Annotated in this window: 13 protein-coding genes; all 13 read right to left on the minus strand. The window is 35.0% G+C overall.

The window, feature by feature from the left end; genetic code table 11:
- Positions 1-66: 66 nt before the first annotated feature.
- Positions 67-1266: a delta-aminolevulinic acid dehydratase gene (locus ACYVHJ_RS06195; RefSeq protein ID WP_460513254.1), complete on the minus strand. Its 1200-nt coding sequence runs from the start codon at positions 1264-1266 to the stop codon at positions 67-69.
- A gap of 267 nt (positions 1267-1533) precedes the next feature.
- Complete coding sequence (locus ACYVHJ_RS06200) at positions 1534-2622, minus strand: glycosyltransferase family protein (protein ID WP_460513256.1); 1089 nt, start codon at positions 2620-2622, stop codon at positions 1534-1536.
- A gap of 222 nt (positions 2623-2844) precedes the next feature.
- Positions 2845-5007, minus strand: a complete 2163-nt coding sequence (locus ACYVHJ_RS06205) for a bi-domain-containing oxidoreductase (RefSeq protein WP_460513258.1) — start codon at positions 5005-5007, stop codon at positions 2845-2847.
- A gap of 27 nt (positions 5008-5034) precedes the next feature.
- Positions 5035-6042 carry a glycosyltransferase family protein gene (locus tag ACYVHJ_RS06210; RefSeq protein ID WP_460513260.1) on the minus strand — a complete coding sequence of 336 codons (1008 nt, stop codon included), beginning with the start codon at positions 6040-6042 and terminating at the stop codon, positions 5035-5037.
- Between the two features lie 25 nt (positions 6043-6067).
- Positions 6068-7375, minus strand: coding sequence for a glycosyltransferase family protein (locus ACYVHJ_RS06215; RefSeq protein WP_460513262.1), 1308 nt, complete (start codon positions 7373-7375; stop codon positions 6068-6070).
- Positions 7376-7418: 43 nt separating this feature from the next.
- Positions 7419-8456, minus strand: a complete 1038-nt coding sequence (locus tag ACYVHJ_RS06220) for a hypothetical protein (protein ID WP_460513264.1) — start codon at positions 8454-8456, stop codon at positions 7419-7421.
- Positions 8457-8491: 35 nt separating this feature from the next.
- Positions 8492-9757, minus strand: coding sequence for a hypothetical protein (locus ACYVHJ_RS06225; RefSeq protein ID WP_460513266.1), 1266 nt, complete (start codon positions 9755-9757; stop codon positions 8492-8494).
- Positions 9757-11052, minus strand: coding sequence for a glycosyltransferase family protein (locus ACYVHJ_RS06230; RefSeq protein WP_460513268.1), 1296 nt, complete (start codon positions 11050-11052; stop codon positions 9757-9759). Before ACYVHJ_RS06230 ends, ACYVHJ_RS06225 begins: the two co-directional genes overlap by 1 nt.
- Positions 11040-12416 (minus strand): MATE family efflux transporter, encoded by a 1377-nt coding sequence (locus tag ACYVHJ_RS06235; RefSeq protein ID WP_460513270.1) that lies wholly within the window; start codon positions 12414-12416, stop codon positions 11040-11042. Before ACYVHJ_RS06235 ends, ACYVHJ_RS06230 begins: the two co-directional genes overlap by 13 nt.
- 35 nt (positions 12417-12451) lie before the next feature.
- The gene (locus ACYVHJ_RS06240) at positions 12452-14818 is read right to left on the minus strand and encodes a GumC family protein (RefSeq protein WP_460513272.1); all 2367 of its coding nucleotides are present in this window, start codon (positions 14816-14818) and stop codon (positions 12452-12454) included.
- 74 nt (positions 14819-14892) lie between these two features.
- A complete protein-coding gene (locus ACYVHJ_RS06245) occupies positions 14893-15693 on the minus strand; it encodes a polysaccharide biosynthesis/export family protein (RefSeq protein ID WP_460513274.1) in 801 nt (266 codons plus the stop codon).
- A 409-nt stretch (positions 15694-16102) separates the two neighbouring features.
- Positions 16103-16810: a sugar transferase gene (locus ACYVHJ_RS06250; RefSeq protein ID WP_460513276.1), complete on the minus strand. Its 708-nt coding sequence runs from the start codon at positions 16808-16810 to the stop codon at positions 16103-16105.
- 326 nt (positions 16811-17136) lie between these two features.
- Entirely contained in the window at positions 17137-17829 is a 693-nt protein-coding gene (locus ACYVHJ_RS06255) for a sugar transferase (protein ID WP_460513278.1), read from the minus strand.
- Positions 17830-18023 lie beyond the last annotated feature (194 nt).

The raw sequence follows: 18023 nt of genomic DNA on the forward strand, positions 1-18023 counted from the left end.
ATAATCTAAACAATCTATTTATTAATTTCCTCTGGGTTTATTATAAAAATATTAAATATTGGTTAATCAAATAACGTCACTTTTTCGGCCGTATAGGCTTTTATCATTTTTAAACAAAACAGTAAAGGAAAGAAACATCCACGCCTGGGCCCAGCGCATGTATGGAATTCTCGATGTAAAATGCTTGTTGATTTGATAATAAAAATATCCCTTCGGAGATTGCATGTTTTCTATGGTCCACCCCATGACTTTAGTGGCCATTTCTTTATGTGCTTCAAAACAGCCTAACTTATCCAAGGTAATCAGTAATTGGGTAGGTGCATGTATATCAACAGGATAAACACTATTATTATAGTATTTTGAAATGCCCTCAGGGGTAAAAAAAGTTTGAATATAATAATCAAAGCCCTTTTCTAAATAGTTATCAAATGAATGATCTCCGGTAAACCTTGCAAAATCAGATAGACATTCAAGGTTATACCCGGTGTGAAAATTATCAATCCATTGATGAAATGGAAGGGTACCATAGCTCCATGCACCATTTTCTTGTTGATATCCACAAGCAAAATTGACTGCTTTCTTTGCTTCTTCATACAATTCCTTTTCTCCTGAAATGGAATACACCCTGCTTAATAAACGGGCTCCCAATAGTGAGGCATTGAATACTACACTTTTATCTAAGGGAGAATAGGAAAATGAAAAGTCTCCTTTATCATCATAGGTACGATACAAATCTTTTAACACAAAATCACAAGCACTTCTTGCAGCTTTATAAAACTCATCCCGCTTAGTGACGGCATAAGCATCAAGCAAGGCGCAAGCAATAAAGGTAGTAGCCACCACTGTGGGCGTATATTTTGGTTGGAAAAATGCTCTAGCTTGCCAGTCAAAATTATACCCCCAGCAGCTTCCACTCCACCCTTTGGATTGCAGTTCCAATATTCTATCTCCAAAGAAATTGATTTGATCCAAATAGGCTGACTGAGAATCAATTTCATACAAATTACAATAACTTGTTAGAAATAAACCCAATGCTTTTGGGTTATATTCTTTTGGTACACCCACTAATGGTCTTAAGTTAAAAGGTGCTCTTTTAAAGAATTGAGTCCAGGCAAGCTTTGCAATTCGTGAGGTAGAAAGCAAAGGAACTGCCTGAAACAGCTTACTGTTTAAACTATCGTAAGGGTCATATCCCTTATACTCCTCGTGAGAACAAAAGGCAGCCAATTTTTCAAAAGAGTTGAAAAAATCTATTGATTCACTCATTTTTATTGTTTTTAGGTAGCATTCGTTAATTTTAGCTTATTACCTAGAGAAAAAATCTCTTGGACAACAGTTATTTTTTAAGCAAAACCAAGGCCCCACACTTTTCAAGTTGCTCAACCTCAATTTAATACAAGTATTTTTTAATCCATGAAATCCGCTTAAAAAAAAGCAAGTCCCATGTCGATAAGTCCTTCAATCCCTATGAAATCAAATGATTAAAAGATTCCAATAGTTACCTCATTAAACAAGCCAACCCCATACAGGCCCTTAATAATAGCTTTCTATATAAGCCAAGAGCTGATCTACTCTTTTGGTCCAAGAGTTATTTGAAGCTATGCTTATTCTTTCTTTCATCAATTCCATCGTGTTTTCCTTATGGGCTTGTTTTATATAAGCCACAAATTCATCGTCATTATTGGCTTTGTAAACAGTTCCTTCAGGAAACTCCCAATGCCTTACATTTGGCAGATTTGTTATCACAGCAGGTCTTCCTGTAGCCAAATACTGCCACATTTTATTAGGTGTCCTGCCTGTATTAGGGTCATCCATATAATAGGGAGCAATAGCCACATCCATCTCCAAAAGCTTTAGACTAAGAGGATCTCCTGTCATGACTCCGTGAGCTTTTACTTTTTCCACCTTAGAAATATGATCTAGAAAATCATCTTTAATCGGCCCAATCAAATGTAATTCTACATTATCAATCTCAAGAATTTTATTGATAAGTACCAGTGGTGTCTTTTTCTTATCTATAAAACCAAGCAAAACCACCTTCACTTTGTCCCCGCTATTGTTCAATGATAGTTTGGTGATATCAACCTTTGAAAACTCTGGTGCCCCTAAAGGTAACTCATACGATTTGGGATTAATTTCCGCAAAGTCATTCACCAATTTTTTTGCAGTGGCCAAATTAAATGTTGCCGTTTTTACCAACCTAGATTGGGTAAAAGTGGTATAAGCTTTCATCCAGCCCGGTACTTTGACATTGTTTATAAAGTCGTCATTGGCCATGTAAATAAATTTATCGAAATATTTACCTATCAGGTGTCCGCCAAAATCTGTACAAATAAAGACAACATTCTTGCCTTCAAAACGCTTTTTAAGCTTTTGGTACAACCAAACCTGATAAGCTTCATTCAAAACAGGCATGCGGTACCTTAACCTAAAACTAGATGGAAAAGAGGGTGTAAGTAATTCAAAATTATCCTTTACTTTTTCACTTTTTAATCCGGGTAAACCAATGGTATTTGCAGCAACAAAAGTCACTTTAAACCTTTTTGCCAAGGCATTGGATAATTGATGCCTCGCTCTAGGAGGTCCATCCCATTCGGTATTGGTGTAAACAATAAATTCCATCAGTTTAATATCATTCTTCGGTTAAAAAATTTATCAGTATTGTTTTATTTACCACTCATTCAGATTTTCTAATAATTGACTCGATAGGGTAATCGGGTAATTTTTAAAGCTATCCCACTTTTTCCTTTTAGGCAATAAACTAAACTTAAGGATGTATCCCAAAACTTTGGAACACATCCTAAGTTGTGGTTTAAATTACTAAACCACCAGATATAAAATTAATTAGGACAGAATTTCTTCAAGCCTTATGTCCTGAGGCATACCTGTGGAGAGACTGTCTAAGATTTTAAATGTAGTCAGCGTGGTTAGGCAAATTGATTCAAAGGAAATTGGGCTCTCTTTACCAGCCTTTACCTGATCTAGAAATTGATGTACTTCCTCCAAATGGCCTTTTCCACTGGACTTAAGCTTAATCAATTTATTATCTTTATGAAGACTACCTGCTCTAAAATCATGAATTATTCCAACCTTTCCTCCGGAAAAAACTTCAATATTCTCCTTAGGTAAGGACTTATCTCCATTGCCCAAATAGGTTAAGTTTCCAACCGAACCATTTTTAAACTTGACAGTTACTGCCATATTATCTGCGGAAGTGATTTGCTCGTTTGATGTATTAATAGAGTCAGCATATACTTTAACAGGTTCAGAGTCAGTAAAGTACTGCATTAAATCAATAAAGTGACAAACTTCCCCTACAATTCGTCCTCCTCCAATCTCAGGAATCTGAGACCAATGGTCTTTAGGAATAAAACCGGCATTTACTCTAATATTAATCACCAGAGGTTCTCCAGTGTTTATGAACTCTTTTTTCAACTCTACAGACACAGGGGCAAATCTCCTATTGAAACCTACCATCAATAATTTATCTGCTGATTTTTCGGCATGGACTACCTCTTTCAGTTGATCCATGTTCATTGCCAAAGGTTTTTCTACAAATACATTTTTCCCGGATTTTAATCCTTCAATTACATATGGCGCATGAGATACATGCGGTGTAGCAATAAAAATGGTATTGATATCATTTTTGTTCAACACATCTTTTCCATCAGAAGAACAAAAATTAAACTTAAACTTGTCAGAGACGCTCTTGGCTGTTATTCCCTTAGAAGTAACTACACCATCTAATGAACCACCCCAAGATTTAACATTCGGAATCAAGTAACTTTGTGCAAAGCTCCCCGCGCCTATAAAACCTGCATTGATCTCTTTGATAGGTTCATTGTTTACCTTAGTAATGGACTCAAGCTTGGAGGCAGATTCTTGGTACTTTAACAATATCCCAATATGAGGTTCTTGTACTTTACCCATCACAATATCATAAGCTTTCTCTGCTTCGTCGATATCAAATAAATGGGTAATCAGGGGCTTGATATTAATTGCCTTTGCAGCGATCAAATCCAAGAAGGCTTCCATATTCCTTTGTTCGGTCCAGCGAACATAGGCAAAAGGGTAATCCTTACCTAGTTCCTCATAATCCACATCATACCTTCCCGGTCCATAGGAACATGAAATTTTAAGTTCAAGCTCATTTTTATAAAAATAAGGCTCTCTAGGGATTTCCATCTTCACCGCACCCACGACTATAATCTTACCTTTTTTCCGTGCAATTTCAGTAGAAAGTACAATCGGATCATTTGTTGGAGTTGCAGCTGTTATGATTATAGAATCAAACCCTCTTCCGTTTGTGAAATTCTCACAGGCGGCAATTAAATTGGAGTCATTCCTGTGCATGGACTGACCCGCACCTGATTCTTTCGCCAATTCTATCAGTTTCTCAGACATGTCTATCCCAAAAACTGAGCAGCCATTGGCTTTTAAAAGTTGAACAGTTATTTGACCGAGTAGGCCTAAACCAATCACACAAACTTTTTCGCCTAATTTAGGATCTGCTTGTCTAACCCCTTGAAGCGCTATGGATCCCAAAGTAGTAAAAGCTGCTTCATCAGAACTTACATTTTCCGGTATTTTGGTTACCAAATTTTGAGGAACAGAAATCACTTCGGAGTGAGAAGCATAATCTGCACCGGCACAAGCAACCCTGTCACCAGGTTTAAATGCTCCATTATTATCCATTGAGGCTATTACCTTTCCGGAAGTACTATACCCCAAAGCTTTTAATGAATCAAGCTTGGTTCTAACTTTACTCATGGTAGCTGAAAATCCCTCTTTCCTGATATTCTGAATCACTTGAGCCACCAGATCAGGCCTTTGCTTAGCCTTTCCTATTAAGCTTGCTTGGGCTACTTTTACCGTACTTCTTTCCGTACCGGCACTTATGAGTGAATATTCGTTTTCAACCAATACCATCCCCTCAGAAATCGCAGGAACAGGAACCTCATCTACATAAAGCTCTCCAGTTTTAAAATTTTGAATAACTTGTTTCATTGCTTTAAAGAATAAATTAAATAATGTTTAGATACCTGTAATATTTCCAATTTTTTTAACAAAATTAGACCAGGTGTTTTGATTCATAAAAGTATTTCTATCTCCTTCTATTTGTTCATCACCGGGATCAAATTCAGAGATTATCTTGGGAATTTCATTAAAATCTTTGAATGTGTGCATAAATGCCAAATCTTTCATGTCCTTAAAGGCCCCGTGATCCGGACCTAGAATTACGGCACCCATTCGTATACTGTCTATCAATGAACCGGAACTTATAACCGTTTGAGATTTATAAGTAAACAAGGTAAATCGTGCTTGGGCCGTATAAGCTGCTATCTCTTCCAAACTCAATAATTCATCTTTAAATTCAGCATTTTTAGGCAAAATTGAAAGAATTTTACTTTTATATTTAGCATCAGTACACCTTCCTACTATCAATACTTTTGCCTTCTTAAGGGCAGGGGTTTCTTGCAAATAGGCTAAAAAGACATCAATGCCTTTGTAAGGGAAAACACTTCCCCAAATAAGAAAATCAAATTTTTTCTCTCCTTGTCGGTATTCCCCTAGTTTTTTTGTCAATGGGTGAGGAATAACATGCACTTTAGAAATATAATTTGGATAAGTTGACGAAACAAAATCTTTACCCGCATAAGAATGTGTAATAATATAATCTGAATGTGACATAAGCACATCAAACATTTTTTTTGTCACTGGATTATCCCCCTTATGATGGGAACCTTTATTATGCAAAATCCATACAATCTTTTTGGAGTAACCTTTTACCAACTTTAAAAACAACATGAAGAGTTTTTTTTGAACACCTCCAAACTTTTTCTCCGGAATGGTTTCAGGCCAATTAAGAATGAATAAATCTGCTTTAAAAAAATGGGTGAAAAAACTCAAAATCCCACGATTTGGTGACTTGGCATTAACCACATGGTGACTTTTGGCCAATGCTTCCTGAAAATTGGAAACATAGGGATTGGGTGAGCCAATCACCTTATCTATCTTTGGATATAAAAAAATAGCTGCCATTTTAATCTGGTTTTTACTGATTGTTCTAATTGACTAATGCAGAAAGTTCTTCCCTAAATTGTTTCCTAACCTTAGTTGCATCGTGGCGTTCCTCTGCTATTTTTATAGCTGCCTTTGAAATCTCCTCTCTCAAAGATTTCTTGTTGATTAATTCCAACAGACCCAATTTTAAAGCCTGAACTTCATTCTTTGTTACTACCTGAGCCCATTGGTAAGCTTTCGCATAAGTAACCAAAGCAGTATCTTCCGGAGCAAAAATCAGCACCGGTGTTCCGCAAATCATATATTCTGATGCCTTAGTAGGCATGGAATATTTGATAAAGGCATTAGCAGAAGGAGTGAAATCATAAGGTAAAAACAAAATATCTGCCTCTGAAAATCGATTGGGCAATTCCTCGTAAGGCACAAAACCACGATGGGTAACACAACTGTATTTATTAATCCAATCCGGTTTCTGCCCAACTTGAAGTACCAACTCAATAGCTGTTGAGCTTTCCTTATTGATTTCCTCCAAGCATTTTGCCATAGTCTCAAGGGAGCTCTGAATCCCCAAGCCCATCCGGCCGGCATATAGTATTTGGATCTTATCTCCAAATTCAAATTTTGTCCGCTGACTTTTACTCCAAAAATCAAGTTCTATGGGATTATGATACGTAGAAAAAGAGTACCCGTACCTTTCTTGATAAGCCTCAGCCATAGGTTCACTAATACTAAAATGTCTGGTGCAGGCCCCTAACATTTTCCTAAACTCCTGATCGACTACTTTATGCCAATACCCACCTAGCATACCATATTCAGGTAAAACCTCCAACCAATCGTCCATCATATGGAATACCATCGGTTTATTTAGATAACGCTGGATAAGGGTACAAAATACAATGGCTTCCCTTCTTTGAGCTTGTGCATAAATCACATCGGGATTATAGCCATCAAGCCATTTTTTCAATTCAGGGGATAACTGAATGGTAGATGCCCAATCCGATACGCCTAACCATTTTAAGGCAGGGTTGATATACTCCTTTAAAAGTTTCACCCTAAGGGGTGATTTTTGGATAGTTTGGACATTTTTTTTCTCTTCGTTTAAGCTAATTGGCCCGGAAGGATACTTCCTTTTCATCAAGCTTAAAGGAAACTTCCACAGATGTTCCTTTTCGCCTAATTGATAGTATTGATCACAAATATCTAACCTCGTCTTCTCATTTAAAAGAGTACCCAAACAAACTACTGCAAGATGATCTTTTTCCCATCCTTTAAACAAATTTGACAAAGTAATCCCTCCTCCGGAAACATTGTTAAAAGGTTGATTAAGAATTAATACTTTTGGAAAATTCATATTATGATAAACTGATTATTAATAAAAAGAAGGTTTTAACTATTTAGAAGGTACCACTTTTCAACTTGTTGATAAACTGATTTAGCTCAGCCTTATTTCCATAATAATAATCTGGATAATTGTCTGTAAATATTTGAAAAACCTTTCCCGGTGTTATCTCTAAATCGTATTCAGTTTTATATTTTTGCAATTTTTTTTGCAAATCTTCCTGTCCATTATACACTACAAAACAATCTGCAAGTTTACCGGGCCCATGAATTTCCACTTCTTCATTTTGACGCCAAGCCATTCCCCAAGAAGTATCCGGAGTGAAAACATAGGCCCCACAACTTAAGCATTCAGCAATTGGCAAGCCAAAAGATTCCGGGAATTGTAAAAAATAAAAAGTAGCCTTTTTATATACTTCTCGGATTTCATCAATAGTATAAGTACCGGACAATTCAATATAAGGAATACCTACGGCTTCCAGTGCCTTTATTTGCTCATTTCGTTCTTTTTCGTATCCTTCTCTGTAAAAATCTATAAGAGCTAGGTGTTCCTTTTTGGGGACCGGGGCCAATCCCGTACTTTTCAAATATAAACCTACTTGGCTCCAAGGAGCCTTTGGTTTACTCCTAATTTCAGTTACTTCTGAAACTGATAAATGCCAATCGAAAATATCTTCTTGATGGTGCACCCCCTCATTTAAATAGGTAACCATTGTTGGGGCATTCCCTAAATAATATACCTCGTGAAAGATGAGAGGCACTCCAGGTAATTTATCTCTTAACCTAACGAAATCAAACGAATCGTTTAAGAAGGCCTTGGGGCTGCATTCAACAATTATTACGGCATCATACTTTTTTAATTTCCGCAAAAACAATTGATCTTGAATATAATGCATCAATTGATAGCCCTTCCAAATAAAGTAATTATAATTCTTAGCTACCTTGGAATAACTCAACAGTCGCTTAAAAACAAATAGTTCGTAAAACACCTCAGATCGAACCCCTTCTGCTTGAGAAAAGAAATTGTGCAAGCAATTTGCCAAGATTCTGGGACTTGAATAATTTGGTTTGGTAACTATCGCTATATTTTTCATAGTAAATCCTGATCTTTTTATCTAAAAATCTAATATCAATCAACAGGTTTAAAAAAGGATTTCATCTCTTTTTCTGGAATATTTCTTATAAAAGAGGAGTAACAAACCCCTACTCCCAACCATACTAAAATATAATTTAACGTAAACACCTGAACAGTTGAGGGATGGGTATTTATAAGCCAAAATAAAATCCAGAAGGCAAATGCTTTGGTTAAATAATTTTTGGAACTAAATAAACCCAAAAATATGGCCGGTACAATAATCACTAGCAATAAACCAAGATTAATAATCCCGCCCTTTAAAATCATATTTAGGTAATCCGTTTCCACAGTCCCTCTATAATTCCCTGATTCCATAGTAGGACAATAATATTGCCCCAGCATACCCCTTCCAATCACCCAATCCAAACCTTGCATGTCTTTGTAAAAATAAACCTCGATGCCTGTACGGGTATCAGTAACCCCCCTATCCTGTAAATAGTACAAGGCTTCAAGTTCAACATTTAAAAATACATATACCCCACCAACAATTGCTATTAAAAGCAAGCCTACAAGCAAGGTACCAGACAAAAGCTTAGATTTGGCACTAATAAAATAGAGAAATCCGGCAAAGAGTAATCCCAAAACTCCCATAAACAAGACTCCCCTTCTCGCCCGAATTACCCCTAGAACCAAAACAACCAAAACTGTTACAAAAGCAATTAAGTTCTTGGTTTTGGAATGGTACATATGAGTAAAAAGCATAAACAAAGCTGTTATACCCAACGATTTAGTAAAATACTCAACTACACTACGGTTTCTATCATCAGGAATAACCTCTGTTAGTATCCCTCGAAACAATAAACTGTACAAAAGAAAAATAACACTAAGGATAATAATAACAGAGAATATTTTTTTATATAATAAGAAACTTCTTCTAAATAGTAAAATAAGAGGCACTAAATAAAACATCCCCCCAAACCATGGATTCAATAGAATTAACTTTAAAGTATCCTTATTAAATGAAAACCCTCTAAAAAGAATCACTAGGGCCCAAAATGCAAATAGAAAGAAAAATATCTTTAAATATTCAGATTCAAAATTGGGTTTAACTAAATAGGTACTGGAGGAAAAAATAGCTAGCAAACCTAACATCTGTAGCGGCTGGAACAGCATAAAAGGCATTTCCTTGGTAGAAAGTATTGTAGAACTAGCGATATAGGTAATAAACCCCAGCCAGAATACATTTATCGCGATAAGTTCATTCCTATCGGACTGCAAAAACTGCTTTAATTCGGCATTATATTTCTCTGCTTTTCTCACTAACTTTTATTATTGTCAGCATTTTTCATTAGACTAATGTGCTGGTTTATCACTTCAGCTTTTTGAAACTCTGGCAACAAGTAACCCTCCAACTCATTGGAAAGGCAATAGTTTAACCCATTAGATAGATCATTTTCGTCTTTATACTTGGCCAAATATCCATTTTTCTTGTGGGCAATCATGTCCGGAATTCCTCCAACATCAAAGCCTACCACAGCTGTACCGCAGGCCAAACTTTCTAATATGGTGGTGGGCAAGTTGTCAGCTAAGGAAGGTGCCACAAAAACATTGGATGCATTATAGACAAGATTTGTGGTATAATCATCAGTTATAAAGCCCATAAACTTACATGGGAATGGAATGGACTCTTGGATTTCTTTATTTGGACCACTACCAAAAATTAAAAGACATACGTCAAGATTTGGATGGTTATTTTTCAATTTTTTTAACGCATCCATCAGGTATTTCCAACCTTTATAAGGGCTGGTAATTTTATTGGCTCCAAAAGAAATGACATGTTGGTATTTATCAATATTCAAGATCTTTTTGGCAACCTTCTTATCAAATGGCTTAAATAGATTAGTATCCAATGGGTTTGGAATCCGAAAAACAGGCTTATCTTTTAGCAATGCACCTTTTTTCGCAAGATTAAAGAGCCATTTACTAGGAGCTACAAAGAACAAATTGTTATAACCTGAATAAAATTTCAATTTCTCATCAAACTGTTTATAAGACAAGTCTTTTTCTTTATCCTCCGGAAACATAGGGCAATTCCCGCAATGTGTTAAGAATTTCTGACAATCGAAACTATGAAAACAGCCCCCGGTGATGGTCCACATGTCATGCATGACCAATATCATCGGTTTATTCAATTTAGCAATTTTTTCTAGGCCATCAATACTGATAAAGCCTCCAAGAATCCAGTGAACATAAATAAAATCAGCTTTTAGGATCCATTCGTGTTTCGTTACATCACTCCCTAAAAGGGAAAGGGCAAAACCTCCGGCATTTTTATCAATTTTTCGGGTATAGAAATCCTGAATTTTTTGGTTTACTTTTCTTATGAGTACTCCTTTTTTCCCAACAGCTTGAACCCTTGGATCTCCATGAACATTAGAATGTAAAGAAAGCACATAAGATTCAAAACCTCGCTCTAAAAAGGCTTCGTGATACCTTAAAACATAATTACCTGAGGGACTAGAACCGTATTGCAAATGAACAACACGCTTATTTTTTCCCCAATTTTCCAATTGATCCAATTTTCCCATGGTATTTACACCGTCTACCTGATCCATATTCCTTTCTTTTTCTTGTATATAATAAGGTAATATTGCAGTGGCGCAACAATTATTCCATTAAAACTAGCTATCAACGAGGAAATGAAAAGTGCGTGTACTCCCATACCATAATAATCAATAAGCAAATATGCTGAACCAATAAATACCAAAGGGCTTATTAGGCTTGCCCAAAACTGTATCTTAAGTGCACTAATCCCATTTAAAAAGTTTACAAAAATACTGGCAAACATAAAGGAAGTAAAAAACAATAACCCCCACAATGAAAGTGTAAAATCAATGTCTACTTGACCTTTTAACCATACCCTGTAAACCGTGTCAGAAATGAGCAACATTATTACTCCACCCAATACAAATAATAAACCTATTTGTAAGTATTTAATTGTCGCTTTCTTAATCCATTTGATATCGTTTTTAAAAAATGCATCGGTAGAAGCGGACCAAAATGGTGTGAGGAAGATCCCAAATCCCATGCCTAAAATATTAAAGTACTTATAAACCACATTGTAAGTAGTCACTTCATAAGGACCGAAACTTTGTGCAATTATAATATTGGAGGTTTGATATTGAATTAGGCTTGCAATTTGAATCACAAAAAAAACCAGACCTAAACTAAATAAATTTTTGGATTGGGATAAATTGACATGCTTAATTGATGGCCTAAATTCTTTATAATCCGTTTTGAATAAGAAAAAATTGGCTAAAAGAAGTACTGCGATCGGGGCAATACATAATGCGAGTCCAAGATTAATAAGTGAGCCCTCGGTGGTGTAAACCAAAATGACTATTACCAATAATGAAATAATTTGGCCTAAAAAGTTGATAAGCGAAGCTTTAGCCGGTGCTTGGTCTGCAGTCACCAATGTATTGATAATTTTCAATACAAATTGCATACAAAAATAGGTGAATATTATAATGGCTAGAATGGAAAGTTCCATCCTCATTTCGGATGAAGCGTTCAAAATTTCAACCCAATCCAGGAAGGGGTTTACGATTAAAAACACCAGCCATACAGCAGTGAAAACTATGGTTAAAACGGCATAGGTTGTACTAATATACATCCTAGCAGCTTCTTTATCTCCTTTAGTTCTGGCTTCAGCAAATTTATTTCTCAACCCATGGGTCATGCCAACATTGAAAAAACTAAACCAGCCTACAATGGAACTTAATGCCAACCATATCCCATACCTTGTAGGGTTGACATAATCAATGGTTAATGGTACCATTACCAAACTAACGGCAATACTCCCCCCTTTTATTAAAATAGAGCCAATAATATTCTTTTTGGCAAGAACAGTTCGTGCATTACCTTTAGCAAGAAATTTGTTAAAGTATTGATAAATAGATGAAAACAATTTCCTCATTCGAAATAGAAAAATATATACAATAGCTTAAAAAATCACACAGAAATTTTTGCAGTTTTTTTATCTTCCGGATAATAACCGTACGAATAACCATAATAGCCATTGGCTTGTTTGGCATCATTCATGACCAAAGAAGTATTTCTTAGCTTATGTTTTATGTCAATGTCTTCCATAAAAATAATATTCTCCTTTCTCGTAAAATTATATCGAACCATGAACAATGTCCTGTCGCAATAGGGTGCCAAGTTAAATGCATCTGTGACCGTTCCTACCGGTGCAGTATCAATAATTATATAATCAAATCTTTCCTTCAATCGGCTAATTAGTACCTCAACCTTATCATCTAAGGTTAATTCTGCAGGATCTTCAGGGATATTTCCACATCCAATTAAAGATAGTCCATCAACCTTCTTAAAATCATGGATTATATCATCTATTTTCACATTGTCATTAGACAAATAGTCAGCAATGCCAAGCTTGGTTTTCATATTTACACTCTTAAGTAGCGCAGGCTTTCGCAAATCAAACTCAAGTACTACCACTTTCTTTTTAGCAATGCTCAAACTTGCGCCGAGGTTTAAACTAAAAAACGTCTTTCCTTCACCACTAATGCTGGAAGTGATCATTAATACCCTTTCATCTTTGCCTTCAGCTACATACTTGAGATTGGTTCTTAACAATCTAAATTGCTCAGCAATTGGCGTTCTTCTCTTCTCAGAAATAGCCAATAATTCACCACCGTTAGGGTAGTTGCTTATTTCAGATAGTATTGGAACTTCGGTAATGTCTTGTACTTGAGACTTGTGGGTGATTTTACTATTCAAAGCATTTTTAATATAAACAAATCCTAGAGGGCAAATAAAACCTACAATGAGGGCCATTCCAATAATTACCATTTTATTAGGCTTTACTGGTGAAGCACTAGAAGACGCTTTATCGATTACTCGGGCATTTGAAACAGTAGTTGTGGCCAAAGATAAATTTGCTTCTTCTTTTTTAGATTGAAGGTAATTGTACTGGGTTTGTTTCCTACTTTGCTCCCTGGATAACTCCAATAATCCCCTTTCAATTTCAGGCACATTTGAAATTCTACTATTAATTTGATCCAAATTAGCCTTAAGATTTTGACTTTCAATTCTTAAACCATTTTTCATATTGGCGATATTTGTACCAATATTGTTTTTAAGGCTCTCCAATTGAACTTCGATAGTAGTTACCAAAGGGTTATTTGGTTGAACTGTCCTCAATAAGCGTTGTCTTTCATTTTGAAGCCGGTTAAACTCATCTACCAAACTGGTTAATGTCTCATCAATTATAGATAAGTTTGAAGCTACTTCCACTCCAGAGCTGGCCGGATCCCTTAGGTATTCTTCCAAGTAGTCCAAAACCTCCATCTGAGTTTTGATTTCTGAAAGTTGAGTTTCAATTTCTTTACTATTTTGAACCATCAGAGAATTTTCGGTTCCCATGTCAGAAATATTGTTCGACCTCCTATATTCTTCGATTCTCCTTTCAATGTTATTTAACTCTTTCGTTAAAGTATCCAACTGAGAATCTATGAAATCAATGGTGTTACTTGCAGTTACGTTTTTCTCTTTTACTGCCTGAAGATTGTATTGTTCAATCAACTTATTTAGTACATCTTTGCCTTTTTCTGGAACAGCATCTACTAATGAAATATTAAATACAGATGCAAATCTTTGGGATAAATTAACCTGTATTCGCCCTCTATACAACCCGGCGACATAGTCTTTATTTTTAAAATAGATATGGAGAAGTTCCGGCATCTCACCTTGGTAAGTTTCCGATTTATTGATTTTAATCTCACCATACCAATTTTCTATCAACTCACCATACTGGTAAGCTTTCTCTTTGTTATTTTCTTGAATTAAAATAAAGTGATCATCAAATGGTTTCACACTTACCCTTACCTCCTCAGGATACTGACCAACATCCGGCTTTTTTAATAATGTCTTGACGCTTACGGGAACGTTATAGCCATACAATTCCTTCAACCTAGAATACTTATCTTCTGTATAGAAAAAATAGTCAAGCGGCAATTCTTCAACAGCATCTCTCATTAAGCTGTAAGATGCTAAAATTTCCATTTCATTCTCCACCTGTTTATTAGTCTCGTAAGCTTCTAATTCGCTGTACACTGTGTTTTGCGTGAAATCTGAGCTCCCATCTATTTTAATAAGAATGGAGCTAGATATACTGTACAAGGGTGTAGAAAAGAACAAGTATGCAAAGGCCAAGCTTATAAATAAGATAATGGATAGCAAAAACAACCACCAGTATTTTACGTAGCTCAATATTATCAATTTAAAATCCATAGGTCTTGCGTCTTGGTCTATAAATCCATCCAGTAATAGATCGGATAAAATATCAGATTTTTTCATAAGGTTCACAATTTGAACCGATGGTTTACAACCAGGTTAATTTTCTATTTATATAAAAAGGTGAGGTTAAACTTTTACTCGTTAAGGATATACCGTAAATTAAACATTAGGGAAACTCCAAATGAAACTAAAATACTTAAAATAGTTAACGTTCGTTGATTGGTGCTTGCTTGAACGGATTTAATTTTATCCGGCTCCACATATAAAACGTCATTTTGCTGAAGCATAAAATAAGGAGAATTTAATATAGACTTGTCATTAAGATTGAGCCTAACTGCTTTCCGAACTCCATCTTGGTCACGGATCAGAAGTACATTTTCTCTCTTACCGTATTGCGTCATATCACCTGCTAAACCTAAAGCTTCAAGAATACTGATTCTGTCTGTAGCTAGGGTGAAAGTATTGGGATTAGCCACTTCGCCAATTACCGTAATCTTAAAATTCAAATATTGAATATTAATAATTGGATCTTTTACATATTCTTCTAGCAACTCTGTCATTTTTAAAGTTGCTTCTTCCCTTGTAAAACCTTCAATATCAATCTTCCCAATTACAGGAAAGTTAATTTGACCATTTTTGTCTACTAGATACCCCTCATTGGCAGGCAATTGCTGACTCATCATCCTATTCTGCGAATCATTAGAAATAACCCCTGAATTGAAAAGTAAATTCGACTCCGGACTTTGAGTACTTACCACAATTTTAATTAAATCACCACTTTGGATAACCGGTTCCTCAACCTGACTTATATTAGTAGAGTAGCTACTACCTGTTTCTATATCACTGAAATAAACCAGGTTTCTTTTCGCACATCCAAATATTCCCGAAAAGAGGATTATAAAAGTCAAAATTCTAATTAAGCTATTGTTTTTCATTTGTTAATAAAACTGTTTAATGGGTTTTAGCCGTTGAATGGTCAAATTGGGAAAAAAGTTAAAAATAGTTTAATGGACATTTATTTAAACACCCCGCAAGTTACTTAATTATCAGAACAATAAGAACTGAGAAGTAAGAATTTAATAGAATAATGGACAAATCTACCCATTACAATTTAAACTTAGTGCCTAAAAAAATAATTTCTATTTAGTAAACTTTTTACCGACACAAAATTATTAAATTTGATGTTTGATCAAGTTAAGCCTTTTTTAGAAACTTGCTTATTCTGATTTCACTTATCTAAGCTAAGTCGGCTTCAAATTCAGTTCCTACATCTGCACTTATACCGCCCCACCTCCGGGAGAAAGGATTTGATTTTATTCAGCTGTTTGACCCTTTTTTTAACTTTTAGTAGGCTTTGTCACTTTTAGATATTAATGATACTGCTGTTTCGATTACTATCTTTATATCAAAAATTAAATTCCATTTTCTTACATAAAAGCTGTCTAACCTATATCGAGAATACAACTCAGTAAAACTTGAAATCTCCCCTCTATATCCTTTGCTTTGAGACAAACCTGTTATTCCAGGTTTAACATGATGCCGAAACATAAAGTTATCTATTTCTTTAGCAAATTCAATATTCATTGGAACAGCCTGAGGCCTAGGCCCAACTATAGACATATCTCCTAAAATTACATTAAATACTTGAGGCAATTCATCAAGGCTAGATTTTCTTAAAAACCGCCCTATCCGAGTAATTCTAGCATCATTTACTGTGGCCTGTTTCGTGTCAGCATCATTGTTTTTAACCATAGTTCTAAATTTATAGCAATAGAACAACTGATTATTTTTCCCATGCCTCAATTGTTTGAAAAACACGCTGCCTTTCGAATCCATTTTAATTAAAATAGCAATAATTGGAAACAACCAAGACAACACAAAAATTAAAGTGAAAACAGATACTCCTATATCAAAAATCCTTTTTCCCAATCTTTTACTGTACTTATCATTACGACCATACAGAATTTCGATTTCTTTGTGTACTGGAGCTTTTACAAAATTTTTCTCTTCTAAGGTTCGACCTATTTTTTGGTCTATTAAAACATTTTCCATCTCTAACAATCTTTACGAATCCTCACAGAAACCTTATTATCTATTTAAAAAACATTAATGTATGTTTGAAATACATTTTTACAAATATATAAAGCATTTTTCGCAATGCAAGGAAAAAAAGAAAAAAAAATTATTAAAAAGGTTTTTTTTGTATATAAAATCCATTTTTGTGGTTTCAAAAACAAATATCAAGACACGAACTGCCTATAATAAATCCTTTTAGAATGAATGAAAGATTCGGTGTATTCCCGTAAATCACTAAAATTTAACACAAACCAATTAAGTGAACCAAAGCATTGAACTGAAATATAAAAAAAACCAAGAAATTAATAGGCAGCCCCATTTTTTCTTAGAACAGCACCAATAGTCCAAAACAAAATTTTAAAATCAAAAACTAATGACCAATTCCTGATGTAAAAATGATCTAGTTTTATTCTGCCGTAAATATCATAAAAACTTAAAATTTCTCCTCTAAATCCCTTTGATTGAGCCAAACCTGATATGCCAGGCTTTACTGCATGCCTAAACATATAATTGCTAATATCTGTAGAAAACATATAATTCATCGGGACCGCATGCGGTCTCGGACCAATCACGGACATCTCTCCAAGTAAGACATTGAAAAACTGTGGGATTTCATCAAGACTTGACTTTCTTAAAAATTTCCCAAATCTGGTTATACGAATATCATCTTTGGTAGCTTGCTTGGTGTCAGACTCTTTGTTTTTAATCATGGTCCTAAACTTATAACACCTAAATGTTTTGTTTCCTCTGCCATGTCTCAACTGCTTATACAAAATCGGACCCTTAGAATCCAGTCTTATTAAAAGGGCTATTACGGGAAATAACCAAGACATGATGAAGGTTATAAAAACCATTGAAAAAACCAGGTCAAAACCTCTTTTTACTAAAAGATTAAAATTATCACTAAGAAAAATTCTTCCATCTGGAGTAATATAGCCACTAAGTCTCTTCGATAAAAATTCCGGCTCGTCCTTTTTTCTTAAAAATTGTTCCATGATATGACTTGTAAATCACCGGTAAAAACCATAACTCGTTTTAATGTATTTGAAATACAATAAAGCAAATATATTCAGCAATGCCGGAATTTACAAATAATTTAAAAGATTTATAATCAGACAAACCCATACAAAACCACAAAGACCCACCTGATTTGGGCCTATCGGGTGGGTCAATTTGTTAATTAAAGGTA

It is taken from the genome of Cyclobacterium sediminis (genome assembly GCF_054781075.1).

Excerpts from the sequence above, each read along its gene's own strand:
- ACYVHJ_RS06250 (WP_460513276.1), bottom strand. The coding sequence starts at position 16,810 with ATGGAAAATGTTTTAATAGACCAAAAAATAGGTCGAACCTTAGAAGAG.
- ACYVHJ_RS06205 (WP_460513258.1), bottom strand. The coding sequence starts at position 5,007 with ATGAAACAAGTTATTCAAAATTTTAAAACTGGAGAGCTTTATGTAGAT.
- ACYVHJ_RS06235 (WP_460513270.1), bottom strand. The coding sequence starts at position 12,416 with ATGAGGAAATTGTTTTCATCTATTTATCAATACTTTAACAAATTTCTT.
- ACYVHJ_RS06195 (WP_460513254.1), bottom strand. The coding sequence starts at position 1,266 with ATGAGTGAATCAATAGATTTTTTCAACTCTTTTGAAAAATTGGCTGCC.
- ACYVHJ_RS06210 (WP_460513260.1), bottom strand. The coding sequence starts at position 6,042 with ATGGCAGCTATTTTTTTATATCCAAAGATAGATAAGGTGATTGGCTCA.
- ACYVHJ_RS06230 (WP_460513268.1), bottom strand. The coding sequence starts at position 11,052 with ATGGATCAGGTAGACGGTGTAAATACCATGGGAAAATTGGATCAATTG.
- ACYVHJ_RS06255 (WP_460513278.1), bottom strand. The coding sequence starts at position 17,829 with ATGGAACAATTTTTAAGAAAAAAGGACGAGCCGGAATTTTTATCGAAG.
- ACYVHJ_RS06215 (WP_460513262.1), bottom strand. The coding sequence starts at position 7,375 with ATGAATTTTCCAAAAGTATTAATTCTTAATCAACCTTTTAACAATGTT.
- ACYVHJ_RS06240 (WP_460513272.1), bottom strand. The coding sequence starts at position 14,818 with ATGAAAAAATCTGATATTTTATCCGATCTATTACTGGATGGATTTATA.
- ACYVHJ_RS06200 (WP_460513256.1), bottom strand. The coding sequence starts at position 2,622 with ATGGAATTTATTGTTTACACCAATACCGAATGGGATGGACCTCCTAGA.
- ACYVHJ_RS06245 (WP_460513274.1), bottom strand. The coding sequence starts at position 15,693 with ATGAAAAACAATAGCTTAATTAGAATTTTGACTTTTATAATCCTCTTT.
- ACYVHJ_RS06220 (WP_460513264.1), bottom strand. The coding sequence starts at position 8,456 with ATGAAAAATATAGCGATAGTTACCAAACCAAATTATTCAAGTCCCAGA.